The sequence below is a fragment of the Aquamicrobium terrae genome, assembly GCF_040545735.1.
GTDB classification, from domain to species: Bacteria; Pseudomonadota; Alphaproteobacteria; order Rhizobiales; family Rhizobiaceae; genus Mesorhizobium; species Mesorhizobium terrae_A.
Genome location: NZ_JBEPML010000009.1, coordinates 15,680 through 40,176 on the forward strand (window position 1 = coordinate 15,680; position 24,497 = coordinate 40,176).

Here is a 24,497-nt window from a genome sequence, read left to right on the forward strand (position 1 = left end):
TTCAGATTCGCTCCTTACGCTTTAAGCGATTGTTTTTACGCATGTCGTTGTCCCGAAACCGGTTCCCACTTTCGGGCGACATGCTTGTGTGCCGGATGCCGGTTCCTATTCGGTCTCTCCGGCGAAGCATTCGAGTTCGCTCAGCCGCCAGCCATTCGTCTTCGACGCAATGTCGGCGACCTTCCAGCGGCCATCGATGTTCTTGAGCGACCACACCATTTCGCGGGAGGCGTCCTCGCTGTCGGCAAACAGGTCGAATGTCGCGGTTACCTCGGCCTGGTCGCCATTGACGGTTTCGGAAAGCTTCAGCGTGCGGGCAAGTTCGGCATCGTCGAAATCCTGCGCGTCCAGTGCCGGATCGGCATCTATGCAGGGCAGGCCGTCTGCGCTGGCGAGCGCCGCATCGTTCTGGTCGAACAGCTTTTTCACCGGCTCGACCAGACGGTCACGATAGTCCGGATCGCCCACGAACCGCCCCTGCGTGTAGAAGAACTTCACGGCATCGGATGCCGGGCCGGCCATGGCGGCGGCCGGAACGAGGCTTCCCAGGACGAGGGCAAGCAGCGGCAGTTTCATCATGATCCTCCTGCGATGAACCTGCCTTTCAATACCATGCATCCTCCATAGCGTCCTTGCGGCGCGCCATGAAATCCTGAAGCGCCTCGTCGATCGACTGATCGAGGGGCGGCGCTTCATATTCAGCCAGCATCTTCTTCCAGCGCCGATTGGCACGGGTGGCGGCATCCAGCGAACCTGCCGCTTCCCATTTCTCGAACGGCTCATTGTCGGCGATCTCGGAATCCCAGAAAGCCGTCTCGTAGTTGGCCAGCGTATGGGCGGAGCCGAAGAAGTGATTGCCGGGTCCGACCTCGCGGAAGGCATCGAGCGCCAACTGGTTGTCGTCGATCTTCACGCCGTCGAGATAGGTATGCAGCGCACCGCAGAAATCCGCATCCATGACGAATTTCTCGTAGGACATGGAGAGCAGCCCGTCGAGGAAACCGGCCGAATGCAGGATGAAGTTGGCGCCGCAATGCACCGCCGCCAGCATCGACATGGTGCCCTCGTTCATCGCATGCGCATCCGGCAGCTTGGAGGTGGTGAAGTTGCCGGAACAGCGCAGCGGCAGGTTGAGCCGCCGAGCCAGTTGGCCGATCACCATGGAGCCGACGGCCGGTTCGGGCGTGCCGAAGGTGGGGGAGCCCGAGCGCAGGGACATGGAAGACAGGAAATTGCCGAAGATCACCGGCGCGCCCGGCCGTTCGAGTTGGGTGAGCGCGCAGCCGGCCATGGTCTCGGCCAGGGATTGCGCAATCGCCCCGGCGTTGGTCACCGGCCCCATGGCACCGCCGAGGATGAAGGGCACGATCACCGCGGCCTGGTTGGCGCGTGCATAGGCGCGCAGTGCCAGTGTCATGGTGCCGTCCCAGACCAGCGGCGAGTTGACGTTGACATTGCCGAGGATCACGCAGTTTTCATCGGCAAAGTCGCGCCCGAACACGATGCGGGCCATCTCGATGGAATCCTCGGCCCGGGATTCGGCGGTGACCGAGCCCATGAAGGCACGGTCGGAATATTTGATATGGCTGTAGACCATGTCGAGATGGCGTTTGTTGACCGGCACATCGACCGGTTCGCAGATCGTGCCGCCCGAATGGTGCAGCCATGGCGAGGACTGGGCGAGCTTGATGAAGTTGCGGAAGTCCTCGATGGTGCCGTAGCGGCGGCCCTTGTCGAGGTCCATGACGAAAGGCGAGCCGTAGGCCGGCGAGAACACGACCTTGTTGCCGCCGAGCTGCACCGAGCGCGCGGGATTGCGTGCATGCTGGGTGAATTCCGCCGGCGCCGTCTTCAGCACCTCGCGCAGCAGGCCCGGCTCGAACTTCACCAGCACGCCGTCGACCTTGGCGCCGGCCTTGCGCCACAGATCGAGCGCTACCGGATCGTCGCGAAATTCGATGCCGATTTCGGCCAGGATGCGGTCGGCCGTTTCCTCGATACGGACGAGATTTTCTTCCGACAGGATGTCGTAGGTGGGAATGCCGCGGACGATATAGGGACGGCCGAGCCCTTGCGGCCCATGCGAGCGCTGCTCGCGCCTAGCATGGCGCCCGCCCCTTTCCCGACGCGAAGGTTGACCGCTTGTCTCGGCAACGGCTTCGACAGTACCCATGTCCTCCCCTCCGGATCTGATACGCATTGCACGAATATCATGCTAACTCCGGTCGATCCGGCTGTAACGCCTGAAAATCGTGATTGATCGTATGAGTTTTAATTATGCGACAGGCACCACCCCTCCCCTCGCAGGCGGCATGATTTGGCTGGGGGCGAACGGCACCGGTCGCTTTCTTAGCCCGACAGAATCCGGCTAATGTAGCGCCATGCCGATCCGTCAGCTTTCCGAAACCATGATCAACCAGATCGCCGCCGGCGAGGTGATCGAGCGCCCTGCCTCGGTGGTGAAGGAATTGGTCGAAAATGCGCTGGACGCCGGTGCCGGCCGCATCGAGATCGTCACCGGCGGCGGGGGCCTCAACCTCATCCGCGTGACCGACGACGGCTCGGGCATGAACGCGCAGGAGCTACCGCTGGCCATCGGCCGCCACTGCACTTCCAAGCTCGCCGACGATATCCACGACATCCGCTCGCTGGGTTTCCGGGGCGAGGCCCTGCCCTCGATCGGTTCGGTGGCGCGGCTTTCCATCCGCTCGCGAGCGCAGGACGGCGACAGCGGGGCAGAGATCGGGGTCGAAGGCGGGCACATTACGCCGGTGCGGCCGGCGCCTGCCAATCGCGGCACCACCGTTGAGGTGCGCGACCTGTTCTTCGCCACGCCGGCCCGGCTGAAGTTCATGAAAACCGAGCGTGCCGAAAGCTCGGCGACCAGCGACATCGTCCGGCGCATCGCCATAGCCTTCCCCTCGGTCCGCTTCACCCTGGCGGGAGCCGACCGCACGACGCTCGACCTGCCGGCGACCGTCGATGCGCCGGACGGGCGTCTGGAGCGCATCGCGCAGGTGATGGGGCGGGAGTTCGCCGACAACGCGATCCCCATCGATGCCATGCGCGAAGGCGTCCATCTGCAGGGCTATGTGTCGATCCCCTCCTACACCCGCGCCAACGCGCTCCAGCAATATGCCTATGTCAACGGCCGGCCGGTGCGCGACAAGCTCTTCGCCGGCGCGGTGCGCGGTGCCTATGCCGATGTGCTGCCGCGTGACCGCCATGCCGTGACCGTGCTGTTCCTGACGCTCGATCCGGCCACGGTGGACGTCAATGTGCATCCGGCCAAGGCAGATGTGCGGTTCCGCGATCCCGGACTCGTGCGCGGGCTCATCGTCGGCGCGATCCGCCAGGCGCTGGCCGATGCCGGCATCCGGGCGGCGACCACCGGGGCGGCCGGGATGATGGCGGCCTTCCGCTCCACGCCTCCACCATCGGGCGCCGGCGGCGCGTCTTTCATTCCCCGGAACGGAACGCCGTTTCGACCGGCGGCGGGTTTCGATCTTCAGGTGTCGCCCTATCGGCCGCTCGTCAACGGGCTTGCCGAAAGCCGGCAAGCCGCTTTCACGCCGATGACAGCAGCCAGCGCGGACATGCGGGCTGGCCAGGCGGAAGCCGACGAGCAATTGCAGCGGACGACCCTCGGCGCCGCGCGAGCGCAGGTGCACGAGAACTATATCGTTGCCCAGACCGGGGATTCGCTGGTCATCGTCGATCAGCATGCAGCCCATGAGCGGCTGGTCTACGAGGCGCTCAAGACGGCCTTGCATTCGCGCCCGGTGCCTTCGCAAATGCTGCTTCTGCCCGAAATCGTGGACCTTCCGGAAGACGATGCCGAGCGTCTCGCCCTGCATGGCGAGACCCTGGCGCACTTCGGCCTGCGGCTCGAACGGTTCGGGCCTGGCGCGGTGGCGGTGCGCGAGACGCCTGCCATGCTTGGCGAAGTCGACGTCCCGCAACTGGTGCGCGACCTGGCCGACGAGATCGCCGACCATGACACCACCGAAACGCTGACCGAACGCCTCCATCACATTGCCGCGACCATGGCCTGCCATGGTTCGGTGCGTTCCGGTCGTCGCCTCAAGCCCGAGGAGATGAATGCGCTGCTGCGGCAGATGGAAGCGACGCCGGGGTCCGGCACCTGCAATCACGGCCGCCCGACTTATATCGAGCTCAAGCTGGCCGACATCGAGCGCCTGTTCGGCCGGCGCTGACCCAAACTTGACCTCGCCACTTTTTGCGGCGATGACATGCTGATTGAATCTGGTACGCTTCCATGATGAACCGCTTTGAAGGTCCCGGCAGCCGGGAGGCCCGCATCCGTTATCTCGATGGTGACTTTCAGGTCACCAGCCCCGGCGCTTATGTCCGGTGCGCGGTGACGGGCGAGCACATCACGCTCGACGAGCTGAAATACTGGAGCGTCGAGCGGCAGGAAGCCTATGCCAGCGCAAGGATTTCCTTCGAGCGTGAGCTGGAAATGAACCCGGACCTGCGCAGCCGGGCGAAGTAGCAGGATACGGCACCTCGATCGGACGGCGGGGAAAGCCGCGAACCGGTTCCCGTTTCGATCCGATGCCTTATCCCGCCAGACGCCGTAATTTCCAGCTTTCCACCGTCTCGTTGATGATGCGGGCCGGCGCCTGCTCCTGATCGAATACGGTTTCGATCTCCAGCACGTTCAGATGCTTCAGGAATTCGGGGCTGGCCGCGCCGTGGCGAAGCCGCACCGCATCCTTGGCGGTCGTGATCAGTTCCAGATCCTCCGCCCTGGCCATCGCCAGCAATTCATCCAACTCATCCGCGGCGTAGAAATGATGATCGGGAAAGGGGCGCGTACGAACCACCGTCGCGCCGGCCTTTGACACGGTGTCGAAGAATTTTTCCGGATGGCCGATGCCGGCAAAGGCAAGAAAGCGTCGCCCGGCGAAGCGCCCGGCATTGCACGGCCGGGTCCAGGCATCGAAGATCGGCTTGCCGGCGCGGGCCGCCTGCCGCACCACGGCATCGGCCGCGCTTCCCTCGCCCATGCGCAGGAGCGCGTGGGCATGGACAAGCTGGTCGACCACCCTGGCCCGCAAGGGGCCGGCGGGAATGACGCGACCGTTGCCGAGCCCATAGCGTGCATCCACCACCATCAGCGCGTAGTCGATATGGATGCGGGCGCTCTGGAAGCCGTCGTCCATGATGAGGAAATTGCAGCCGTGCTGCTCCATGAGGAGTCGCGCCCCGGCGGCACGGTTCGCCGTCACCGCTACCGGCGCATGCTCGGCCAGAAGTAGCGGTTCGTCACCGACATGCCTGGCCGCATCATGATGGGCATCGACGATATGCGGGCTGGAAAAGCCGCCGCCATGGCCGCGCGACAGGATGCCGGGCGCGAACCCCATGCTACGCGCCTGCTTCGCCAGCGCGATGGCCACCGGCGTCTTGCCGGTGCCGCCTACGGTGAAATTCCCCACGCACAGCACCGGGGCGGACATCTTCTCGCGCCGCGCCTTGTGCAGCCGGCGACCGGCGACGAAGGCATAGGCGGCGGAAAGCGGCGAAAGGCCAAATGCGCGCCAGTCCGGCTTTTCCCACCAGAAAGGCGGTGCCTCGCTCGCCATGTCAGCCCTTGCCCGCCCGGCTCAGCCTGGCCTGCACGACCAGCGGCTGGATGAAAGGCTCCAGCACCTTCATGGTGGCCGAAAGGGCGCCGCGCATGTCCTGCACGGTTGCGGCGGCGGCCGTCATCATGGTGCGGCGTGCTTCTTCGTTCACCAGCAGATAATTGACGGCGCCGGCCAGCATGTTGCGGTCACGCACCAGCTTGGCCCCGCCCCGGTCCAGCAGCCGCTTGTAGGCTTCGCGGAAATTCTGGACATTGCGGCCGGCCAGGACGGCCGTATCCAGCATGGCCGGTTCGAGCGGGTTCTGTCCGCCGGTAGAGGATAGCGACCGGCCGACAAAGGCGATTTCCGTAAGACGCAGATAAAGCCCCATCTCGCCGATCGTATCGCCGAGCAGAATGTCGGTGTCGGCGGCAATCGGCTGGCCGAGGCTGCGGCGCACCAGCTTGAGGCCCATGGAGCCGATCTGTTCCGCCAGTTCTTCGGCCCGGGCCGGATGGCGGGGCACGACGATGGAGAGCAGGCCGGGATGGCGCTTGCGCAGGGCGGCATGGATTTCCGCCGCCATCTTCTCCTCGCCTTCGTGGGTCGAGACGGCGGCCCATGTCGGCCGATTGCCGATCTGACGCTTCAGGACCTGCAACGCCTTTTCGTCCACCGGAGGGGGCGGCGTGTCCACCTTGAGGTTGCCGGATACGGTAACCGGCCGCGCGCCCAGCGTGCGGAAGCGTTCGCCGTCGATCTCGGATTGCGCCACGACATGGGCAAGGTTCTCGAACAGGGCTTCGGCAAGGCTTGTCCGCTTCTTCCACGAAGCGAAGGAACGGTCCGACATGCGCCCGTTGACCAGAACTTGCGGCACGTTGCGGGCACCGAGTTCCAGGATGGTCATCGGCCAGATCTCGGACTCGGCGATGATGGCAAGGTCCGGCACCCAGTGGTTCAGGAAACGGCTGACGGCCGGCTTGATGTCGAGCGGCACATATTGATGGATGACGCTGTCGCCCAACCGCTCGGTCACCACCTTGGCCGAGGTTACGGTCCCCGTGGTCAGGATGACGTTGACGCCGTAACCGAGGATGGTCTGCACCAGCGGAACGACGGCGATCGTCTCGCCGACGCTGGCGGCATGCACCCAGATCAGCGGCCCGTCGGGGCGCTCCTGCCCTGCAATGCCATAGCGCTCGCGGGTACGGCCCTTGTCTTCCTTGCCCTTGGAGGCGCGCCAGGCCACGTAAGGACCCATCAGCGGATAGGCTGCGGCTCCGGCATAACGGTAAAGGGTCAGCAGGGTGCGGGCGGCGCGTTCGCTCATCGCGCCCCGTCCACCAGGCTGTAGGCTTTTGCCGTCGCTTCGTTCAGCGAACTTGTCACTTCCTGCCTTTTGCGTTCCATTTCCGCATCGTCGGCATCCTTGGCCACGAAGACGGGCGTGCCGACCACGATGGAAGAGCGCCCGAACGGCAGGTTGATGGTCGTCTTGTCCCAGCTTTTTTCCAGCACCTTGCGGCGGCTGGTGGCGATGGCCGCCGGCAGGATCGGCCGGCCGGAAAGACGGGCAAGCAGGACGATGCCAAGTCCGGCGTCGCGCGGGGTGCCATGGGGAATATCTGCGATCATGGCGACGTTCTTGCCGGTCACCAGCGACTTTTTGAGGGCAATCAATGCCTTGGCGCCGCCCTTGTCGAGATGGCGGGCATTGTCGCGTCCTCCCGAGCCGCGCACCGCCTCAATACCGAATTTCTCGACCACCAGCGCGTTGAGCTCGGCATCTGCGCTGCGCGACACCATGGCCACAAGCGGCCGCCCCTTGGGATAGAATACGGGCGCCATGATGTGCTGGCCATGCCACAGCGCAATGATGCCCGGTTCGAGATGGCCGTATTCGCCACCCGCGATGGCGGTCGAACCCTTGGTCAGCGGATTGGTGAGCCGGATGAAGCGCAGCGCCTGCGCCAGCAGGCTGGCGACAGCGGATTTGGCGAAGCGCGACTGCGCCAAGGGCTGGCGAATCCGGCGCCACAGCCGTTTCGACGCCTTCTGGCGCTTGTCACCGGAGGCGGACGAGCTGCTCCGCACCGATGCGGCTTCCTGCTTCATGCTCAAGCGTCAACCTTGTGTTCCGGATCAAGCAGCCTGTGCAGATGCACCACGAAATAACGCATATGGGCATTGTCGACGCTTGCCTGTGCCTTGGCCTTCCAGGCGGCATGGGCTGCCTGATAGTTCGGATAAATGCCCACTATGTCCAGCGCGTTGAGGTCGCGGAACTGGTTGCTGCCAAGTTCCTTCAATTCGCCGCCGAACACCAGATGCAGAAGCTGCTTGTCGTCACCGCTGCTCATGTTCATCCTTTATCGGTAGAATTGCTGGCTTGGTCTAATCCAAACCGGCAAATATTTAAACCTGTACCAATACCCAAACTTCTAAGAATGCGTTGCAGCGCCTTCCGGCTGGGCAATGACGGCGGCAAGCTCGGCCAGGAGTTCGCCACTCCCGGCGATCAGCGCGCCATGGCGGATACGCTCGCCGGCGAACGGCGGGGTACGCCCGGTCGCATCCAGCAGCGAGCCGCCCGCTTCTTCAAGGATCAACGCCGCCGCGGCAAGGTCCCAATCATGGGAATCCGGCTTGACGAAGGAGGCGTCGATGCGCCCGTCGGCGATCATGGCCAGGCGGTAGGCAAGCGACGGCACATAGTCGACCCGTTGGGTGCGGGCGAGCAAATCCGGCTCCAGACGGTCGACGAGCGCCTTGGGACCGGCGATTTCGGGTTGCGGTCCGGGCGCCCTCACCGCAAGCCGCTTGCCGTCGAGAAAGGCCCCGGTGCCATGTGACGTCCAGAAAACCTCGCCCTTCGCCGGACAATCCAGCACACCGGCCAGCGACCTGCCCTGCTCGACCACGGCGACGCTGACGCACCAGGTCGAATTGCCGGCAAGGAATGCCCGCGTCCCGTCGATGGGATCGACGACGAAGGTGCGTCGCGCCGCAAGCCTGCTGCGGTCATCGGCAGTCTCTTCGGACAGCCAGCCATAGTCAGGCCGGGCCTTCAGAAGCGTTTCGCGTAGGAATTTGTCGGCGGCATAGTCGGCTTCGCTGACCGGAGACGTGCCGGCCTTAATCCACACCTGGGGATCCTTGCCGAAATAGCCCATGGCGATGGCGCCGGCCTGCTTCGCGGCCTCGCGCAGAAGGACCAGATCTTCCTCCGGTGCCGGAAGGCCGGGTTTGTCAGCTTCCGGCAAGGGTCATTCCTTCGATGAGCAAGGTGGGTGCCGCGGTGCCGAAATTCCGGTCCAGGTCATTGGCCGGCGTCATGCGCAGGAACATGTCCTTGAGATTGGAAGCGATGGTGACCTCCGAGACGGGATAGGCCAGTTCACCGTCCTCGATCCAGAAGCCGGATGCGCCCCGGCTGTACTCGCCGGTGACCATGTTGACGCCTTGTCCAAAGACTTCAGTTACATAGAAGCCGCTTTTCAACCCATGTATCAGGTCTTGAGGCGAAACCTCTCCGGCCTCGATGGTGAAGTTGGTGGAGGAAGGCGACACCGACGAGCCGTGGCGTGCGCCGCGCCCGTTGGTGACGAGGCCCAGTTCCAGCGCTGCCGAGGTCGACAGCAACCAGTGGTTCAGCACGCCCTTGTCGACCATCACCAGCTTTTCGCCGGCCACGCCTTCGCCGTCGAAGGGACGCGAGGCCTGGCCGCGCCGGCGCAGAGGATCATCGGTCACCGTAATCGCGGCATTGGCAACCTTGCCGCCCATCATGTCGCGCAGGAAGCTGGTCTTGCGGGCGACAGCCGCGCCGTTGATCGCTCCGGCAAGATGGCCGGCAATGCCGCGCGCCACGCGCGGGTCGTAGATAACATCGACCGTGCCCGTCGCCGCCTTGCGTGCGCCGAGGCGTTTCACCGCCCTTTCACCGGCCTTGCGACCGATATCCTCCGGCGAATCCAGGTCGGCGAAATGCTGGCGCGAGGAGAATTCGTAGTCGCGCTCCATGCCGGTTCCCTCCCCGGCGATCACGCTGGTGGAGCGGGAAAACCGCGTCGCCGCATAGTGCCCGACAAAACCGCCGGACGTGGCGAGCACCAGCCCGCCCATGCCCGCGCTGGCGCTGCTGCCGGCCGAATTGGTCACTCCCTTCACGGCAAGGGCTGCGGCCTCGGCAGCCAGTGCATCGTCCTTCAGCCGTTCGGCCGGTATTTCGGTGGCGTCGAACAAATCGAGATCAGCTTGCCGCTTCATCAGAAGGGACGGGTCGGCAAGGCCCTGGTAGGGGTCTTCCGGCGACACCTTGGCCATGGCGACCGCCCTTTCGGCCAGGGTGGCCGGATCGGAGGCCGCCGTTGCCGAAACGCTGGCAACGCGCCTGCCGATGAAGACACGCAGCGAGACGTCCTCGCTTTCCGAGGATTCGGTCCCTTCAACCTTGCCGAGCCGCACCGAGACGCCGGTGGAGCGGCCGAGGATGGCGACCGCGTCGGCCGCGTCGGCTCCGGCCTTTCTCGCCGCTTCGACCAGTACGGAAACACGGTCGGTCAGCTTTGCGGCGTCGATCTTGTCTGTCATGTCGAGTTCCCGTGGCGGGTGAGAATGCAGGCCCTTGCGTCCCCATCTATTGTCGACGCCCCGCTTTCGCAATGGCGAAGGGATATGCAGGCGGTTTTTGCGGCGATATCAATGCTTTTGGGGCTCGTAGCGGGCCTTTGCCGCTTCCTCGACCCTGCGCTTGACCTCGTCCTTGATCGAGGCGGTTTCCTTCATCACCGCATCGATCTTGAGGAAATCGAGCACCCTGAATTTCGAGACCGGCGGCCGGATCAATATGTCGGGCCGGCTCTGGCTCAGCTTGCTGTCGATGATCGATTGCATCATGAGCTGGGTGGCGCCGAACATCAGGTCGACGGAATTCGGACGCCGCAGGCCGTTTTCGACAGGGGCGCCGACCACGTCGATGGCGACCACGATATCCGCCTCATGGTCGACAAGGTCGAAAGGAACGGGGTTGTAGATGCCGCCGTCGATCAGCACCCTCCCGCCGCGCGTCACCGGCCTGAAAACGGCCGGAATCGCGGCCGAAGCGGCCAGGGCCGAGATCAGATCACCTTCCTCCAGCACGGCGAGCTTGTGACCGTAATAGTCGGTCGCCGTTACCTTCAGGGGAATCTGCAACTGGGCAAAGCTGGAGGGTATGATTTCGGGCAGGAATGCCTTCAGGATGCGCTCGACGTTGAACTGGCTGACATGCAGCCCGCCCTTCATCAGGTCGGCGAAACTGTCGGGCCGGGCCTGCCACATGCGGCTGGCGACCTCCGAGCGACGCGACAGGATCGAGCGGGCATAGTCGCGGATTTCGCGGCCCGTCATTCCCGACGCCATGGCGGCGCCGACAATCGCGCCGATCGACGAGCCGGCAATGGCAACGGGCTTGATGCCGAGTTCATCGAAGGCCTCGACGACATGGATATGCGCGAGGCCTCGCGCTCCGCCACCACCGAAGGCTATGCTGAATGTCGGGCTCATTGGACATTTGCCTTGTGCGCTTCGGGGCCGACCAGCATCATGGCCGGCTCGGTGGTGAGCAGTCTGGTGGCGACCCTTTTCACGTCCTCCACCGTAACGGCTTCGAGCAGTGCCGGCCGCCGCTCGATATAGTCCCTGCCAAGCCCGGCGAGCTGCAACTCCACCAATGTGCTGGCGATCGCGCCCGACGAGCTCAGATTGTTGATGGCATAGGCGCCGATCAGATATTTCCGGGCCGCTTCCAGTTCTGCAGCGGTCGGCCCCTCCTGTGCCATGCGCCGGGCCACATCCCGTACCACCTCGATCGTTTCGGCAGCCCTGTCCGAGCGGGTCGCGGTGCTGATCCCGAGGAAAGAGGAATAACGGCGGTTTGAAAGGACCGAATCGACGGAATAGGCGAGCCCGCGCTTTTCGCGCACCTCCTCGAACAGCCGGGAGGTGAAGGTGCCACCGCCGAGGATTTCGTTCATCAGGACCGCGGCGTAGAAATCGGGATCGGTGCGCTCGATGCCCGGAAAGGCCATCTGGATCGATGTCTGGGGCAGATCGTAGGTCACCTTGAGCTGCTGGCCGAGCTTGAGGTCGATGCGCTCCACCGGCTTCAACTGCTGCTTCTCGGGCAGGCTGCCGAACAGGCGGTCGAGATCGCGCTTCAGCGTTTCCGCATCGATGGCCCCGACCACGGCGACATGCAGGCCGCTGCGCGCAAACTGCGCCTTGTGGAAGGCGCGCAGGTCTTCGTCGGTGATGCCGGCGAGGCTCTGTTTCGTGCCTTCATCGGGCTTCGCGTAAGGATGGTCGCCGTAGATCGCCTGCATCCACTGTTTCCTGGCCTGCTCGTTGGGGTCGCGTTCGGCGGCATCGATGCCGGTGAGGATCTGGCTGCGGATGCGATCGATCGGCTGTTGGTCGAAGCGGGGGCTCTCGATGGCAAGACGCAGCAGTTCGAACGCCGCCTCCTTGTCGTCGGCCAGCACCCGCATGCTGCCATAGATATCGTCGCGGCCACTGGAAAAGCGTATTTCCGCGCCCGCCTCATCGAGCTTTTCCTGGAAGGTGTTGCTGTCGAATTCGCCCGCCCCTTCGTCGAACAGGCCGCTCATCAGATTGGCCAGCCCCTCCTTGCCGGCGGGATCCTGAGTGCTGCCTCCTTCAAAGGCGAAGCGCAGCGTGACGATGGGAACCGTGTAGTCCTCCACCAGCCAGGCGGTGATGCCTTTTTCGGAGCGCACCTCCTGTATGTTCACGCCCGCATGCGCAGGCAACGCAAGGAAAAGCAGGAGCGCAAGCAGGGCGACGAACCGCGCACCGGCATGGCTGTACGACATCGAAAGCTTCTGCATGGCTCAGTTCCCGCCTTTCGCCTGCGGAAGAAGATAGCCGGTCGTCGAACGCAACGGCAGGAGGTAGCGGGCTGCGGCGGCTTTCACCTGCTCCGGCGTCACCTTGGCGATGCGCTCCGGCCATTCCTGCAAATCCTGCACCGTTCCTCCGGTTGCCAGCGTGCTGCCGAAGATGTTGGCCATGCCGGACTGGCGGTCGCGCGCGAAGATGGTGGCGCGAACGAAGCGCTTCTTCGCCTTTTCCAGTTCGTCGGCGGTGACGCCGTCGCTGGCTATGCGGGCGACCTCTTTTGCAACTGCCTGCTCGACATCTTCCAGCGAGGCATCGCCGCGCGGCGCGCCATAGACGGCGAAGCTCGTATCGTCCAGCATCGTGCCGCTATAGGAGGCGCCGGCGCTCGCGGCGACACCCTGCTTCACAACCAGTTCCTGGTAGAGCCGGCTGCGCGTGCCGCCGCCCAGTATCTCGGCCAGCAGGTCGAGCGCCTCGGCCTCGCCGGGTTCCGCGGTGCTGTAGGACGGCACCACCCATTGCGCGGAAAAGCTCGGCACGCTCACCCGCCCGTCGGTCAGCGTCACCGTGCGCCGGGTGTTCTGCTCGGGCTCGACCGGGCGCAGGCGCGGCGGCAGGTCGGGCCCGCGCGCGATCTTGCCATAGGTGCGCTCGGCCATGGCCTTCACGGCCTCGGCCTCGACATCGCCGGCCACCACCAGCACCGCATTGTTGGGCGTATAATAACGATCGTAGAAAGCCTGCGCATCGGCGCGGTTCAACTGCTCCATCTCCTGCATCCAGCCGATCACCGGGATGCGGTAGGGCTGGTTCTGCCAGAGCGTGGCGCTGACTTCCTCGTCCAGCAGGGCGCTGGGGTCATTGTCGACACGCGAGCGGCGCTCTTCCAGCACGACATCGCGCTCGGTGGCGATCACCTCCTCGGTGAGGAGCAGATTGCGCATGCGATCCGCCTCGAACGCCATCATCCGCTCCAGCGCGTCGGCCGGCACCATCTCGAAATAGGCTGTGTAATCGTAGGAGGTGAAAGCGTTGTTGTTGCCGCCGATCTCGGCGACGGCCCGGTCGAACTCGCCGGCCGCGTGGTTGCGCGTGCCCTTGAACATCAGATGCTCGAAGAAATGGGCAATGCCGGATTTGCCCGGCGGCTCGTCGGCGCTGCCGACCTTGTACCATACCATATGGGTGGCGATGGGCGCGCGCCGGTCCGGGATCACGACCACTTCCATGCCGTTGTCGAGCACGAAGCTCGAAACCTGCCATTCCTTGCCCGCCGGCGCTTCCGCCAAGGCCGGCATTCCGGCCAGCCCCAGGAACAGAGCCAGCGACGCCACGCAAAGCCGGTACAAGTCTGGTTTCATTGCGGGCTCCGGTTGATCATGCGCCGAATCTCAAGGATTGCGGGTGATGTGAAGGCCGAAGGCGGCGGAAGTCAGGCGGCGGCGATGAAGCGGATCACCGTGTCGCCATAGCTGCGTTCATCGAGGATCGAAAAATCGGGACCGAGTTCGAACGGCACCGAGGCGGCTTCTTCCACAACGCACAGCGCATCCGGTTGCAGCCAGCCGCCGGCCCGGACGCTGCGCAGGGCCCGCTCGCCCAACCCCTTGCCATAGGGCGGATCGGCGAAAACCAGCCCGAACGGCGACATCGTCCCGATATCGCCGATGGCAGTCGCGTCACGGCGGAAGATCTTGGTTCTGCCCGTGAGCCCGAAGGCTTCGACATTGGTGCGGATGAGCCCTCGCCCCTCGGCCGATTCTTCGATGAAAACGGCATGCGAGGCCCCGCGCGACAGGGCTTCCAGCCCCAGCGCGCCGGTGCCGGCAAACAGGTCGAGCACGCGCGCGCCCTCCAGCCTGTCGGGGAACCGGTGGGCCAGCACGTTGAACACTGCCTCCCGCGCGCGGTCGGTGGTCGGCCGGATGGAATCGGTGCGTGGCGTGGCCAGCGGCCGGCCGCGGAGCGCACCACCGACGATCCTCATGCTACGACCTCTTCGGTCCCTTGCCCGAACTCCCACGGCCTGCGGGTTTGCGGGGCGCCCTCGTGCCATGCTTGCCGGCATCGGGCTCGCGCTCGCGTACCGGCCGTGCGCCGGGCGCCATCCACACATTGGCCTTGCGCTGGCCGGGCGGCTCCAGCGGCGGACGCTCCTTCTTGTGCAGACCCTCCTTGCCGCCTTCCGCCTTGCGTGGCGGCTTGCCGCCGAAACCGGGTTTCGGACGGGTGGAAAGCTTGCCCAGCGCCTCGTCGCGGCTGCTCTCGCGCATCTTGCGACGCTTGATGAGGCCGCCCTCGCCTATATCCAGTCGCGACGACTTCTTCGGCGCCGGCCTTGCATCGTCACCCTCGCCATCACGGCGCTTCTCGCCCCGGACCGGCTTGTTGGAAAACGGCTTGGCGATCTCGGCATCGAAATTGGCGCCCGATTCCTCGACCAGCCGTTCGCCCAACTGGTCGCGCAGCATCCGCCCCTTGATCTCCAGCACATGACCTTCCGGCAGTTCGTTCAACTGGAACGGGCCATAGGAGATGCGGATGAGGCGATTGACCTCAAGGCCAAGCGCGCCGAGAATATTGCGCACTTCACGGTTCTTGCCCTCACGCAGGCCGATGTTCAGCCAGGCGTTGGTGCCCTGGACACGTTCCAGCGCGGCTTCGGCGCCGCCATAGAACACGCCGTCGACCGCGATGCCGTTCTTGAGATCGGCCAGTGCCTTTTCATCGACCTTGCCGTGCACGCGAACGCGATAGCGCCGCAGCCAGCCGGTCGCCGGCAGTTCCAGCACCCGCGCCAGTCCGCCGTCATTGGTCAGCAGAAGCAGCCCCTCTGTGTTGATGTCGAGGCGGCCGATGGTCATCAGGCGCGGCAGGCCTTCGGGCAGGACATCGAATACCGTCTTGCGCCCTTCCGGGTCGCGGTTGGTGGTGACGACGCCTGCCGGCTTGTGGAACAGGAACAGGCGCGTGCGCTCGATCGGCGGGATCTCGATACCGTCGACCAGAATGATGTCGTTCGGCTGCACGTTGAAGGCGGGCGAATCGAGCACCGCGCCGTTGACGCGAACGCGACCGGCAGCGATCAACTCCTCGGCATCGCGGCGCGAGGCGATGCCGGCGCGCGCCAGCCTCTTGGCGATGCGCTCGCCCGTCTCTTCCTCAGCGGCGGCCGGACGCGGCCGTGGCTTGAACTGTCCCGCCGGCTTGCGACCGCCGGAGAAGTCCCGCTGGGGGCGATCCGTGCGCGGGCCTTTGGAAAAACCTGAACCGCCTTCACTGCGGCGGACGAACGGCCTGTCGCCCTCTTCCCGCTTGGCGAAAGGCTTTCCGCCGGGACGCGGCCCCTTGCCGAACCTGTTTTCGCCCCGGTTTTTCTCACCTCGGGGCGCATCGCCGTCCTCGCGCGGACGCCTGTCCTGCCGGAAATCGCGCTGCGGCCGCTCACCGCCTTCAGCCCGGCGCTTATCTCCGTCATAGGCGCGGAACGGGCGCTCCTCGCCTTCCCGCTTGCGGAACGGCTTGCCTTCAGGGCGTGGTCCCTTGCGGAAGGGCCGCTCCGCCCGTGCCTCGGCATCCTGGGGCCGGTCGGAGCGCTTGAAATCACGCTTCGGGCGCTCGTCTCGCGCAAAATCGCGCTTTGGGCGTTCGCTGCCCTCGAATTTCCCGGGTCCGTCGGCGCGCTTGGGGCCGTCGAACTTGCGTTTCGGGCGCTCCGGCCGGGAATCTTCTCCCGCGCGCTTGGAAAAGCTCTTGCCCCCCGGCTTGGAGAAGCTCTTGCCGGTACCCGGCCCGCGTTCATGGCGCCCGCCGGACTTCGCGCCGGGTCTGCGTTTTGATCTGTCGTCTTCGGTCATGTGGTGTTTGCTCTTTTGGCGGGCTAGATAGCAGGAGAGCCATCGGCTTGCGAGTGGATAATAGGAGAACAGCCTGCATGAAGCGACCGGACTTCATGGCCCTTGCGCTTCAGCAGGCAAAAGAGGCGGCAAAGCGTGGCGAGGTGCCGATCGGCGCCGTGCTTGTGGCGGATGGGGACATCATTGCCGAAGCCGGCAACCGAACCCGCGAACTCGCCGACCCGACCGCCCATGCCGAGATGCTGGTCATCCGGGAGGCCGCTGCCAAACTATCGGCCGAGCGGCTCGGCGGATGCGATCTCTATGTGACGCTGGAGCCTTGCACCATGTGCGCGGCGGCAATCTCCTTCGCCCGGCTGCGTCGGCTGTATTTCGGCGCTGCGGATGAAAAAGGCGGCGCGGTGGTTTCAGGCGTGAGGTTCTTCTCCCAACCCACCTGCCACCACACACCGGACGTCTATTCCGGCTTGGGGGAAACGGAGGCGTCCGCCTTGTTGAAGGATTTTTTCAAGGCAAGGCGCTAAGCACCTGCGCCCCAAGGATAAAGCCTACCAGGGCAGCCAGTCGCGCAGGCCACCCTTCTTGGTGGCGGCCCGCTTCAGTCGACGCTCCTTGACGCTCTCGTCCTCACCCAGATCGTCCTGTGGCGCGGTGGTGGCGGCCACACGATAGTCGAGCGGCGGCTCGCTCAGATAGCGCCGGGTGGTCGGGCTGCCCTGACGCGACTGGGCAAGGCGCTTCTGGATTTCGGGGCGCTGGGCCTTCGCCACACGGGCGTTCTCGGTGAGATCAAACTTGTCCGAGACCTCCTTCGGAGCTTCGCCCCTGCTTTCGGCCGGCAGGTCGTTGATGATTTCCGATTCATAGAAACGGTTGTTCTGATTGGCCGTCGCGTTGGCACGGATGCGGTCGCGGCGCTGCTCGGGCGATTCCGGCCACTGGGTGCTGGCGGTCTGGACGACATTGTCCTGCGGCGTGGGCAGGTTGCCCTTCTGGCCCGGGGCCGGCTTCACCAATTCAGGCCGCGGCTTGTAGTCGATCTTCTCGCGCTTCGGCGGCGCGAAGGTCAGCGCGCTGCTGAGATCGGTCGCAAGCTGCTCCGTGGCCGTCTTGTCGGTGCCGTAAGTGGGCGAGGAAACGCAACCGGCCAGCAGCAGGCCCGAAGTGGCGAGCGAAGCCAGCACGGCCAAACGGCCACGATGGGTGTCAGTCATGCCGAAGAAACTCACTTAGAGCGGCCCCCTGATTGATGCCGGCCGGACACGGGCAGATTCTGTCCTGTCCTTGTAATGGTAAATCCGGCGACAATTTGTCGGCGGAAGCCATGGTCTTTACCTCAAGCCCGGGCCAAGGGCAACGCGCGCTCGATCTACGCGCTGCCCTCTTGCCGATCAAAGACGGCCAAGCGCTTCCAATTTGCGCAGAACGGCCGCATCGCGGGCCGAGACATCGGGGAATGCGGGGTCGCTTCCGACATCGGCCGTATAGCGCCACGAGCGCGCGCATTTGCGCAGGCCCCGATCAGCCGCCTTCTCGATCACCACGGCAACGCCCGGAACCTCGCGCAGCGTGAAGGCATCGGCCGGCGCGGCATCCCGCGCAACGACGAGATCGCTGGTGATGCCGATCTCGGCGAGATCGACATCGGCGATCGCCTGCAAAAGCGCATCATCGGAGATATGAACGACCGGCACGGCCTCCAGCGACGAGCCGATGGTCTTCTTGGCCCGTTCCAGTTCCAGAGCCCCGGTGATGACGCTGCGCACCTGCCGCACCTTGCGCCATTTCGCGGCCAGTTCGTCGTTGCGCCATTCGGACGGAACCTGCGGGAACTGCTCCAGATGCACCGAGCGCGCCTGCGGGTAGCGGTCCGCCCATGCCTCTTCCGTGGTGAAGGGCAGCATGGGGGCCAGCCACTTCACCACGCAATCGAACAGATGGCGCACCACCTGAACCGCGGCCTTGCGCTTGAGGCTGGACGGCGCGTCGCAGTACAGGGCATCCTTGCGGATATCGAAGTAGAAGGCCGACAGTTCGACCACCATGAAGTCGAGCAATGCGCGGGTGATTCGCTTAAACTCGAAGCCGTCATAGCCGGAGCGGACCACCTCATCGAGCTCGGCGAGCCGGTGCAGCATCAGCTGCTCCAGCTCCGGCATCTCGGCCAGCGGCACATCCTCGCCCTCGTCATGGGCAAGTGTGCCCAGCATCCAGCGGATCGTATTGCGCAGCTTACGATAGGCGTCGATGTTGGTTTGCAGCACGTTCTTGCCGAGCCGCTGGTCTTCCCAGTAGTCGGTCGTCATCACCCACAGGCGCAGGATGTCGGCGCCCGACTTGGCCATCACCTCCTGCGGCACGACGACATTGCCGAGCGACTTCGACATCTTGCGGCCGTCCTCGTCCATGGTGAAGCCATGGGTGACAACCGTGTCGTAGGGCGCCCTGCCCCGCGTGCCGCAGCTTTCCAGCAGGGAGGAATGGAACCAGCCGCGATGCTGGTCCGAACCTTCCAGGTAGACATCCGCCGGCCATTTGAGATCGGGGCGGTCTTCCAGCGTGAAGGTGTGCGTGGAACCGGAATCGAACCAGACATCGAGAATGTCGGTCACCATCCGCCACGGCTCGTTGGCGCGCGAACCGAGGAAGCGCTCGCGCGCGCCTTCGGCAAACCACGCATCGGCTCCTTCCTGCTCGAAGGCTTCGAGAATGCGGGCATTGACCGCCTCGTCCTTCAGGATATTGCCGTCCTCGTCGGCGAACACGCAGATCGGCACGCCCCAGGCGCGCTGGCGCGAGAGCACCCAGTCAGGCCGGTCCTCGATCATGGCGCGCAGGCGGGTCTGCCCTGCCGCCGGCACGAAGCGGGTGGCGTCGATGGCATTCAGGGCGCGGGAGCGAAGCGTGGTGTTGTCGCCCAGGTCCTTGTCCATGTAGACGAACCATTGCGGCGTGTTGCGGAAGATCACCGGCTTCTTGGACCGCCACGAATGCGGATAGGAATGCTTGAGCCGCCCGCGCGCGAACAGCATGTTTTTGGCGATCAGCGCCTCGATCACGGCCTTGTTGGCATCGCCCTTCTTGCCGTTGTCGTCGATGACGCGCGCAGCGCCGCCTTCGCGATCCGGCCCGAACCCCGGCGCGTCCTTGGTGAAGAAGCCGGCATCGTCCACGGTGAAGGGGATTGCCGTGTCGATGCCGCGCGCGGCGAGGTCGCGTGCCGCATCCATCCATGCGTCGAAGTCCTCGCGGCCATGCCCCGGCGCGGTATGCACGAAGCCCGTGCCGGCGTCGTCGGTGACATGATCGCCGGGAAGCATGGGAACCGCAAATTCATAGCCGCCGCCGAAACCGGCGAGCGGATGGGCCAGCGTGATGGCTGCCAGCTCATCGGCGCTCACGTCCCGCAGGCGCTTGAATTGCAGCTTGGCCTTGGCGAAAGCCTCTTCAGCCAGTGCATCCGCGAAGATCAGTTTTTCGCCGGGCTGCGGCCCGAAATCATTCTCGGCTGCCGTAACCTCATACAGGCCGTAGGCAATGCGCGGCGAGTAGGCGACGGCGCGGTTGCCGGGGATGGTCCACGGCGTGGTGGTCCAGATGACGACCGCCGCGCCCGCCAGCGATGATGCGCTGCCGGCCACAGGGAACTTCACCCAGATCGTGTCGCTCTCATAATCCTGATATTCGACCTCGGCCTCGGCCAGTGCGGTACGTTCAACCACGGACCACATCACCGGCTTGGAGCCGCGATAGAGCTGGCCCGACATGGCGAATTTCAGCAGCTCGCCGGCGATGCGCGCCTCGGCGTGGAAATTCATCGTCGTGTAGGGCTTCTTGAAGTCGCCGATCACGCCCAATCGCAGGAACTCCTGCGTCTGCACATCGATCCAGTGCTGGGCGAATTCGCGGCATTCCTGCCGGAACTCGTTGATCGGCACCTCGTCCTTGTTCTTGCCGGCGGCGCGATATTTCTCCTCGATCTTCCATTCGATCGGCAGACCGTGGCAATCCCAGCCCGGGACGTAGTTGGAGTCGTAGCCGCGCATCTGGAACGAGCGGGTGATGACGTCCTTGAGGATCTTGTTCAGCGCGTGGCCGATATGGATGGTGCCGTTGGCATAGGGCGGGCCGTCATGCAGCACATATTTCGGCCGGCCGGCGGCATCCTCACGCAGCAGCTTGTAAAGGTCCATCTCCTGCCAGCGGGCCACGATCTGCGGCTCCTTCTCCGGCAATCCGCCGCGCATCGGAAAATTCGTCTGCGGCAGATAGAGTGTCTTGGAATAATCGATCGTCTCGACGGTATCAGTCATCGGTTCGCCATATCAATTGCCCGGTCGTAACGGACTCTGGGCTTGAAATTCACAATTCTGGAAAATGCGCGGGTTGCGCGCGCCACAATTCCCGGCGGCTCCGGCAGGCGAGTTTCACCTCAGCCCGCCCGGAACACCGGGCTGGTAATTCGTATCGCGAACACAACATGGCGCGGCTGGCGTGTCATGGCCGCGCTTCTAACCCATGAACGGCGAAGAATAAAGGCCGCTACATGGTAAAGTCGAAGCGATAGGTGGCCGAAACGCCGACCGTGAACTGGTCGCGCGAACCGCGCTCGCGCACGATGCTGGAATCGGCCGCCGGCCCTTTCAATCGGGAATATTCGCCGAACAGGCTGGTCGTGACAGGATCGCTGACCTTCCAGGTGATGGCGCCGCCGACACCGATTGCCCGGACACCGCCGCCGGGATCATACTCACTGATGCCGGATCGCCCGCTTTCGTCGGCACTGACACCGTAATAGGCATCGAAATACTTGGAGGACGCGAAGGAAACGCGCGGCCCGCCCGAGATGCGGATTTTCGGCGTGACATCGTGGAAGGCATCGACGGCAATGTCGGCAACCACGCCCTTGTGGGCACGGATGCCCTGCCGCGCCTCGGCGCGCATGCGCAGCCAATCCAGGGGATAGAACTCGAAGAAGCCGCCGACCTCGCCGCCCCATCTGACGGGATCTAGGCCGCGAATGCCGTCTTCGTCATTGTCGCGCTTCCACAGGAACTTGCCGGCCAAACCGACGCGCAGGTCGCCCTGATCGACCAAGGCAAGAGAGATATTGTCGTTGCGCGACGAAAACCGCACCGGGTTGCCGGCCTTGCCAAGTGAAATGATCGGCGTTGCGCTGAGAAGGTACTTCTTGCTGCCCTCGAAATCCGGCGCCACCATCGCGGTCGCGCCCACGGTAAGATACCAGTCGCCGGACAGCCACCCACCGATCCCGTCGGCAGCATTCGCCGCACCGGGCAGGCCAAAAGCGATCATCGCCGCCAGGGCGGATGTGGTCTTCAGCACACGCATGTCTCACCGTTTACGCAATACAAATGGGAGTTGCAGCAACTGTTGCGCGAAATTCGGTAAAATTTGATTTAAATCCGGAATGTTATGGGGGTTGTGGAAGCTGGACGCCGTGCGGCGGCGGTACTAGCCTGTGGTCGTGGACGGGTTCTCAGTCAGGAGAGGAACCATGACTTTCGACAGCAACACGATTCGCGGCGTCACTGACGAAGTGCGCGGCAAATGGGGATGGTTCGTGGCACTCGGGGTGCTGCTGCTCATCCTCGGCGGCATCGCCTTCGGAAATCTGTACATCGCCACCGTCGCCTCGGTCTATTTCGTCGGTTGGCTGATGCTGTTTTCCGGCATTATCGAGATCATCCATGCCTTCGGCGTGAAGACGTGGGGTCGCTTCTTCTTCTGGCTCGGCAGCGGCCTGCTTTATGCGCTTGCCGGCATCTTCGCCTTCTACAATCCGCTGCTGGCCTCTGTGGCCCTGACATTCCTGCTGGCCGTGGCGCTGGTCGCATCGGGTGCCCTGCGCGCATGGGTCGGCTACCAGAACTGGGAGCAGAAGGGCTCCGGCTGGATCGTGACGGCCGGCATCGTCACCATTCTCGCCGGTCTCGTCATCACCCTCGGCTGGCCGGTCAACAGCCTGCGGATCCTCGGCCTGTTCCTGGCCATCGACCTGATCTTCCAGGGCTGGACCTTCATCGCCTTCGGATTGGCGCTGAAGAAATAGGCGGTGGCTGTCAGAAACTGACGGCCGCGTCGAGATCGGACAGCGGCCGCACGCCGGCCAGAACCGCCCTCGCCTCGTCCTCGTCGCGCTTCATCTGCGCGACGAGCGCCTCCAGCCCGTCGAACTTTTCTTCTCCGCGCAGATAGCCGAAGAACGACACTTCGCAGACCTCGCCATAAAGATCGCCGGAAAAATCGAACACGAAGGTTTCCAGCAGCGGCGTGCCATTGTTGTCCACGGTTGGCCGGCGGCCGAAGCTTGCCACCCCGTCATGCAGCGTCCCGTCAGCGCGGCGGAACCGCACCGCATAGATGCCCTCGCGCAGCGCGACATCCGCCGGCAGGCACATATTGGCCGTCGGAAAGCCCAGCGTGCGGCCAAGCTTCTGCCCGCCTATGACCTCGCTCTGCACAGTGAAGCGGTAGCCGAGCAGGCCGGCCGCCTGCGAGACATCGCCCTGCACCAGCAGTTCGCGGATGCGGCTCGAGGAGATGATCTGCGCGCCTTCGTCGCGAAAGGCGTCGACCAGTGTCACGCCGAAGCCATGGCGCTGGCCCGCATCCATCAGGAAGGCCGGGCCACCCTGGCGATCCTTGCCGAAATGGAAGTTGAAGCCGGTCACCGCATGGCAGATGCCCAGATTGTCCTGCAGGATGACGGCGACGAAATCCTCGGCAGACTTCGTGGCGAGTTCCGCCGTGAACGGCTGTTCGACCACCGCTGCAAAGCCCATCTCGCCAAGCAGGCGCGCCTTCATCTCGGGCGGCGTCAACACGAATAGCGGCACCTGCGGGCGGAAGAACTTGCGCGGATGCGGCTGGAACGTAAGCACCAGAGCCGGCACGCCGCGCTTTTCGGCTTCCGCCAGCGCGCGCCGGAGCACGGCCTGATGGCCCCGATGGACGCCATCGAAATTGCCGATGGCCACGACGCCGCCGCGCAAATGCGCGGGTAGCTGCACATTTCCGGGCATGCGCTCCAACATGGACAAGACCTATTGGAGGCGCGGCATGACGGCCACGGGATTGTACCCGTGCTGCGTCAGGAAGGCTGCCAGCCTCTGCGGATCGGGCGCCAGCGGATCGCCATAGTCGCGGGCATGGATGCCGCCGGATATGTAAAGGGCATCGAATCCGTTGCCGACGGCGCCCTTGATGTCGGTCATCATGCCGTCGCCGATTGCCAGAATCTCGCTGCGTTCCAGTTTCCGTCCGACGGCCTCGGAAGCCGCCTTGAGCGCGGCGTCGTAGATCGGAGCATGGGGCTTGCCGGCGATCAGGGTGCGGCCGCCCATCTGGCCATAGTCGCGGGCAATGGCGCCCGCGCACCAGATCAGCCTGTCGCCGCGCTCCACCACGATGTCCGGGTTGGCGCAGATGAACGGCAGGTTGCGCGAACGCAGCCGCACGAGCAGGTCGTGATAGTCTTCCGGCGTCTCGGTTTCATCGTCGAACGGGCCGGTACAGACCACGGCCTGCGCCTCGAACTCCTCGACCAGTTCGACGTCGAGGCCGTCATAGATGTTGGTGTCGCGGTCGGGGCCGATATGGAAAATCCGCCGTGGCGCCTCGGCGATCAGGTCGCGCGTCACGTCGCCGGAACTGACCAGCCGGTCATAGGTGCCGTCGGGCACGCCGATCGCCCGCATCTGAGCGGTGACATCGGCGCCGAGGCGGGGCGAGTTGGTGATCATCACCACCGCCACGCCGCGGTCACGCGCCGCCGCCAGCGCGGCCGTGGCTTGCGGGAAATGGTCGACGCCGTTGTGCACGACCCCCCATACATCGCAGAGCAGAGCTGCATAGCGGCCCGATATGGCCTCGAGCGAAGGGATGATGGGGGAATGAACCGTCATGTCGGCGGGCATGTCCATGGCTGAAAATGGTCGGGTCTGTTGGCTTCGAGGCCCCGGATAAACGATGTGCCTTGGACTGTCACCAGCTTTCCTGCCTCGGCCGGCCACCGCCTGGTTAACGCCGATTGAAAAAGCGGCCGCGTTTTCAGGCGATTTCGCAAACCTGAAATTTATCCATTCCTGCGATTGTGCGCCCTCGACACCATTAA

Annotated in this window: 22 protein-coding genes; 4 read left to right on the forward strand and 18 right to left on the reverse strand. The window is 64.5% G+C overall.

Features of this window, described 5'->3' with window-relative positions; translation table 11 throughout:
* Positions 1-105: 105 nt before the first annotated feature.
* Together ABID37_RS13690 and ABID37_RS13695 are read right to left on the reverse strand one after the other, a co-directional pair.
* Positions 106-579, reverse strand: a complete 474-nt coding sequence (locus ABID37_RS13690; protein WP_354195640.1) for a DUF3828 domain-containing protein — start codon at positions 577-579, stop codon at positions 106-108.
* A gap of 25 nt (positions 580-604) precedes the next feature.
* Positions 605-2,173, reverse strand: coding sequence for a trimethylamine methyltransferase family protein (locus ABID37_RS13695; protein ID WP_354195642.1), 1,569 nt, complete (start codon positions 2,171-2,173; stop codon positions 605-607).
* Positions 2,174-2,381: 208 nt separating this feature from the next.
* Between ABID37_RS13695 and mutL the strand changes: the two genes are divergently transcribed.
* Positions 2,382-4,217 carry a DNA mismatch repair endonuclease MutL gene (gene mutL / locus ABID37_RS13700; protein ID WP_354195644.1) on the forward strand — a complete coding sequence of 612 codons (1,836 nt, stop codon included), beginning with the start codon at positions 2,382-2,384 and terminating at the stop codon, positions 4,215-4,217.
* A gap of 62 nt (positions 4,218-4,279) precedes the next feature.
* Positions 4,280-4,516, forward strand: a complete 237-nt coding sequence (locus tag ABID37_RS13705; protein ID WP_354195646.1) for a DUF2093 domain-containing protein — start codon at positions 4,280-4,282, stop codon at positions 4,514-4,516.
* Positions 4,517-4,583: 67 nt separating this feature from the next.
* Here the strand turns inward: ABID37_RS13705 and lpxK are convergent, their stop codons facing one another.
* From lpxK to ABID37_RS13760, 11 genes are all read right to left on the reverse strand, one after another.
* Positions 4,584-5,612 carry a tetraacyldisaccharide 4'-kinase gene (gene lpxK / locus ABID37_RS13710; protein ID WP_354195648.1) on the reverse strand — a complete coding sequence of 343 codons (1,029 nt, stop codon included), beginning with the start codon at positions 5,610-5,612 and terminating at the stop codon, positions 4,584-4,586.
* Position 5,613: 1 nt separating this feature from the next.
* The gene (waaA, locus tag ABID37_RS13715) at positions 5,614-6,930 is read right to left on the reverse strand and encodes a lipid IV(A) 3-deoxy-D-manno-octulosonic acid transferase (protein ID WP_354195650.1); all 1,317 of its coding nucleotides are present in this window, start codon (positions 6,928-6,930) and stop codon (positions 5,614-5,616) included.
* Entirely contained in the window at positions 6,927-7,715 is a 789-nt protein-coding gene (locus ABID37_RS13720; RefSeq protein WP_354195652.1) for a lysophospholipid acyltransferase family protein, read from the reverse strand. The genes waaA and ABID37_RS13720 overlap by 4 nt, the downstream gene beginning before the upstream one ends.
* Before the next feature lie 2 nt (positions 7,716-7,717).
* Complete coding sequence (locus ABID37_RS13725) at positions 7,718-7,960, reverse strand: DUF4170 domain-containing protein (RefSeq protein ID WP_354195654.1); 243 nt, start codon at positions 7,958-7,960, stop codon at positions 7,718-7,720.
* A gap of 81 nt (positions 7,961-8,041) precedes the next feature.
* Positions 8,042-8,863, reverse strand: a complete 822-nt coding sequence (locus tag ABID37_RS13730; protein WP_354195656.1) for a 3'(2'),5'-bisphosphate nucleotidase CysQ — start codon at positions 8,861-8,863, stop codon at positions 8,042-8,044.
* A complete protein-coding gene (locus tag ABID37_RS13735; protein ID WP_354195658.1) occupies positions 8,850-10,193 on the reverse strand; it encodes a TldD/PmbA family protein in 1,344 nt (447 codons plus the stop codon). The genes ABID37_RS13730 and ABID37_RS13735 overlap by 14 nt, the downstream gene beginning before the upstream one ends.
* A 108-nt stretch (positions 10,194-10,301) precedes the next feature.
* Complete coding sequence (locus tag ABID37_RS13740) at positions 10,302-11,147, reverse strand: patatin-like phospholipase family protein (RefSeq protein WP_354195660.1); 846 nt, start codon at positions 11,145-11,147, stop codon at positions 10,302-10,304.
* A complete protein-coding gene (locus ABID37_RS13745; protein WP_435521564.1) occupies positions 11,144-12,490 on the reverse strand; it encodes a M16 family metallopeptidase in 1,347 nt (448 codons plus the stop codon). Before ABID37_RS13745 ends, ABID37_RS13740 begins: the two co-directional genes overlap by 4 nt.
* Positions 12,491-12,493: 3 nt before the next feature.
* The gene (locus ABID37_RS13750) at positions 12,494-13,864 is read right to left on the reverse strand and encodes a M16 family metallopeptidase (protein ID WP_435521565.1); all 1,371 of its coding nucleotides are present in this window, start codon (positions 13,862-13,864) and stop codon (positions 12,494-12,496) included.
* Between the two features lie 71 nt (positions 13,865-13,935).
* The gene (rsmD, locus tag ABID37_RS13755; RefSeq protein WP_354195662.1) at positions 13,936-14,490 is read right to left on the reverse strand and encodes a 16S rRNA (guanine(966)-N(2))-methyltransferase RsmD; all 555 of its coding nucleotides are present in this window, start codon (positions 14,488-14,490) and stop codon (positions 13,936-13,938) included.
* 1 nt (position 14,491) lies between these two features.
* Complete coding sequence (locus ABID37_RS13760) at positions 14,492-16,360, reverse strand: pseudouridine synthase (protein ID WP_354195664.1); 1,869 nt, start codon at positions 16,358-16,360, stop codon at positions 14,492-14,494.
* A gap of 77 nt (positions 16,361-16,437) precedes the next feature.
* Here ABID37_RS13760 and ABID37_RS13765 point away from each other — a divergent pair, with 77 nt between their 5' ends.
* The gene (locus tag ABID37_RS13765; protein ID WP_354195666.1) at positions 16,438-16,884 is read left to right on the forward strand and encodes a nucleoside deaminase; all 447 of its coding nucleotides are present in this window, start codon (positions 16,438-16,440) and stop codon (positions 16,882-16,884) included.
* A 24-nt stretch (positions 16,885-16,908) separates the two neighbouring features.
* Here ABID37_RS13765 and ABID37_RS13770 read toward each other — a convergent pair whose 3' ends face one another.
* The 3 genes from ABID37_RS13770 to ABID37_RS13780 form a co-directional block, all read right to left on the reverse strand.
* Positions 16,909-17,574 carry a hypothetical protein gene (locus ABID37_RS13770; RefSeq protein WP_354195668.1) on the reverse strand — a complete coding sequence of 222 codons (666 nt, stop codon included), beginning with the start codon at positions 17,572-17,574 and terminating at the stop codon, positions 16,909-16,911.
* A 177-nt stretch (positions 17,575-17,751) separates the two neighbouring features.
* The gene (gene ileS, locus ABID37_RS13775; RefSeq protein ID WP_354195670.1) at positions 17,752-20,673 is read right to left on the reverse strand and encodes an isoleucine--tRNA ligase; all 2,922 of its coding nucleotides are present in this window, start codon (positions 20,671-20,673) and stop codon (positions 17,752-17,754) included.
* 229 nt (positions 20,674-20,902) lie between these two features.
* The gene (locus ABID37_RS13780) at positions 20,903-21,676 is read right to left on the reverse strand and encodes a MipA/OmpV family protein (protein WP_354196015.1); all 774 of its coding nucleotides are present in this window, start codon (positions 21,674-21,676) and stop codon (positions 20,903-20,905) included.
* Positions 21,677-21,878: 202 nt separating this feature from the next.
* On the opposite strand from ABID37_RS13780, the gene ABID37_RS13785 reads away from it, so the two are divergent.
* Positions 21,879-22,433, forward strand: coding sequence for an HdeD family acid-resistance protein (locus ABID37_RS13785; protein ID WP_354195672.1), 555 nt, complete (start codon positions 21,879-21,881; stop codon positions 22,431-22,433).
* A gap of 10 nt (positions 22,434-22,443) precedes the next feature.
* Here ABID37_RS13785 and ABID37_RS13790 read toward each other — a convergent pair whose 3' ends face one another.
* Both ABID37_RS13790 and ABID37_RS13795 read right to left on the reverse strand, forming a co-directional pair.
* Positions 22,444-23,406, reverse strand: coding sequence for a bifunctional riboflavin kinase/FAD synthetase (locus tag ABID37_RS13790; protein WP_354195674.1), 963 nt, complete (start codon positions 23,404-23,406; stop codon positions 22,444-22,446).
* 21 nt (positions 23,407-23,427) lie between these two features.
* Positions 23,428-24,288, reverse strand: coding sequence for a TIGR01459 family HAD-type hydrolase (locus ABID37_RS13795; RefSeq protein ID WP_354195676.1), 861 nt, complete (start codon positions 24,286-24,288; stop codon positions 23,428-23,430).
* Positions 24,289-24,497: the final 209 nt, after the last annotated feature.

What these genes read in the sequence shown, in the direction of transcription:
- ABID37_RS13795 (WP_354195676.1), bottom strand. Translation starts at nt 24,288, where the DNA reads ATGACGGTTCATTCCCCCATCATCCCTTCGCTCGAGGCCATATCGGGC.
- ABID37_RS13770 (WP_354195668.1), bottom strand. Translation starts at nt 17,574, where the DNA reads ATGACTGACACCCATCGTGGCCGTTTGGCCGTGCTGGCTTCGCTCGCC.
- rsmD (WP_354195662.1), bottom strand. Translation starts at nt 14,490, where the DNA reads ATGAGGATCGTCGGTGGTGCGCTCCGCGGCCGGCCGCTGGCCACGCCA.
- ABID37_RS13785 (WP_354195672.1), top strand. Translation starts at nt 21,879, where the DNA reads ATGACTTTCGACAGCAACACGATTCGCGGCGTCACTGACGAAGTGCGC.
- ABID37_RS13760 (WP_354195664.1), bottom strand. Translation starts at nt 16,360, where the DNA reads ATGACCGAAGACGACAGATCAAAACGCAGACCCGGCGCGAAGTCCGGC.
- lpxK (WP_354195648.1), bottom strand. Translation starts at nt 5,612, where the DNA reads ATGGCGAGCGAGGCACCGCCTTTCTGGTGGGAAAAGCCGGACTGGCGC.
- ABID37_RS13765 (WP_354195666.1), top strand. Translation starts at nt 16,438, where the DNA reads ATGAAGCGACCGGACTTCATGGCCCTTGCGCTTCAGCAGGCAAAAGAG.
- ABID37_RS13745 (WP_435521564.1), bottom strand. Translation starts at nt 12,490, where the DNA reads ATGCAGAAGCTTTCGATGTCGTACAGCCATGCCGGTGCGCGGTTCGTC.
- ABID37_RS13725 (WP_354195654.1), bottom strand. Translation starts at nt 7,960, where the DNA reads ATGAGCAGCGGTGACGACAAGCAGCTTCTGCATCTGGTGTTCGGCGGC.
- ABID37_RS13705 (WP_354195646.1), top strand. Translation starts at nt 4,280, where the DNA reads ATGATGAACCGCTTTGAAGGTCCCGGCAGCCGGGAGGCCCGCATCCGT.
- ABID37_RS13720 (WP_354195652.1), bottom strand. Translation starts at nt 7,715, where the DNA reads ATGAAGCAGGAAGCCGCATCGGTGCGGAGCAGCTCGTCCGCCTCCGGT.
- ABID37_RS13695 (WP_354195642.1), bottom strand. Translation starts at nt 2,173, where the DNA reads ATGGGTACTGTCGAAGCCGTTGCCGAGACAAGCGGTCAACCTTCGCGT.
- ABID37_RS13690 (WP_354195640.1), bottom strand. Translation starts at nt 579, where the DNA reads ATGATGAAACTGCCGCTGCTTGCCCTCGTCCTGGGAAGCCTCGTTCCG.
- ABID37_RS13780 (WP_354196015.1), bottom strand. Translation starts at nt 21,676, where the DNA reads ATGATCGCTTTTGGCCTGCCCGGTGCGGCGAATGCTGCCGACGGGATC.
- ABID37_RS13740 (WP_354195660.1), bottom strand. Translation starts at nt 11,147, where the DNA reads ATGAGCCCGACATTCAGCATAGCCTTCGGTGGTGGCGGAGCGCGAGGC.
- ABID37_RS13750 (WP_435521565.1), bottom strand. Translation starts at nt 13,864, where the DNA reads ATGAAACCAGACTTGTACCGGCTTTGCGTGGCGTCGCTGGCTCTGTTC.
- waaA (WP_354195650.1), bottom strand. Translation starts at nt 6,930, where the DNA reads ATGAGCGAACGCGCCGCCCGCACCCTGCTGACCCTTTACCGTTATGCC.
- ABID37_RS13790 (WP_354195674.1), bottom strand. Translation starts at nt 23,406, where the DNA reads ATGCCCGGAAATGTGCAGCTACCCGCGCATTTGCGCGGCGGCGTCGTG.
- mutL (WP_354195644.1), top strand. Translation starts at nt 2,382, where the DNA reads ATGCCGATCCGTCAGCTTTCCGAAACCATGATCAACCAGATCGCCGCC.
- ileS (WP_354195670.1), bottom strand. Translation starts at nt 20,673, where the DNA reads ATGACTGATACCGTCGAGACGATCGATTATTCCAAGACACTCTATCTG.
- ABID37_RS13735 (WP_354195658.1), bottom strand. Translation starts at nt 10,193, where the DNA reads ATGACAGACAAGATCGACGCCGCAAAGCTGACCGACCGTGTTTCCGTA.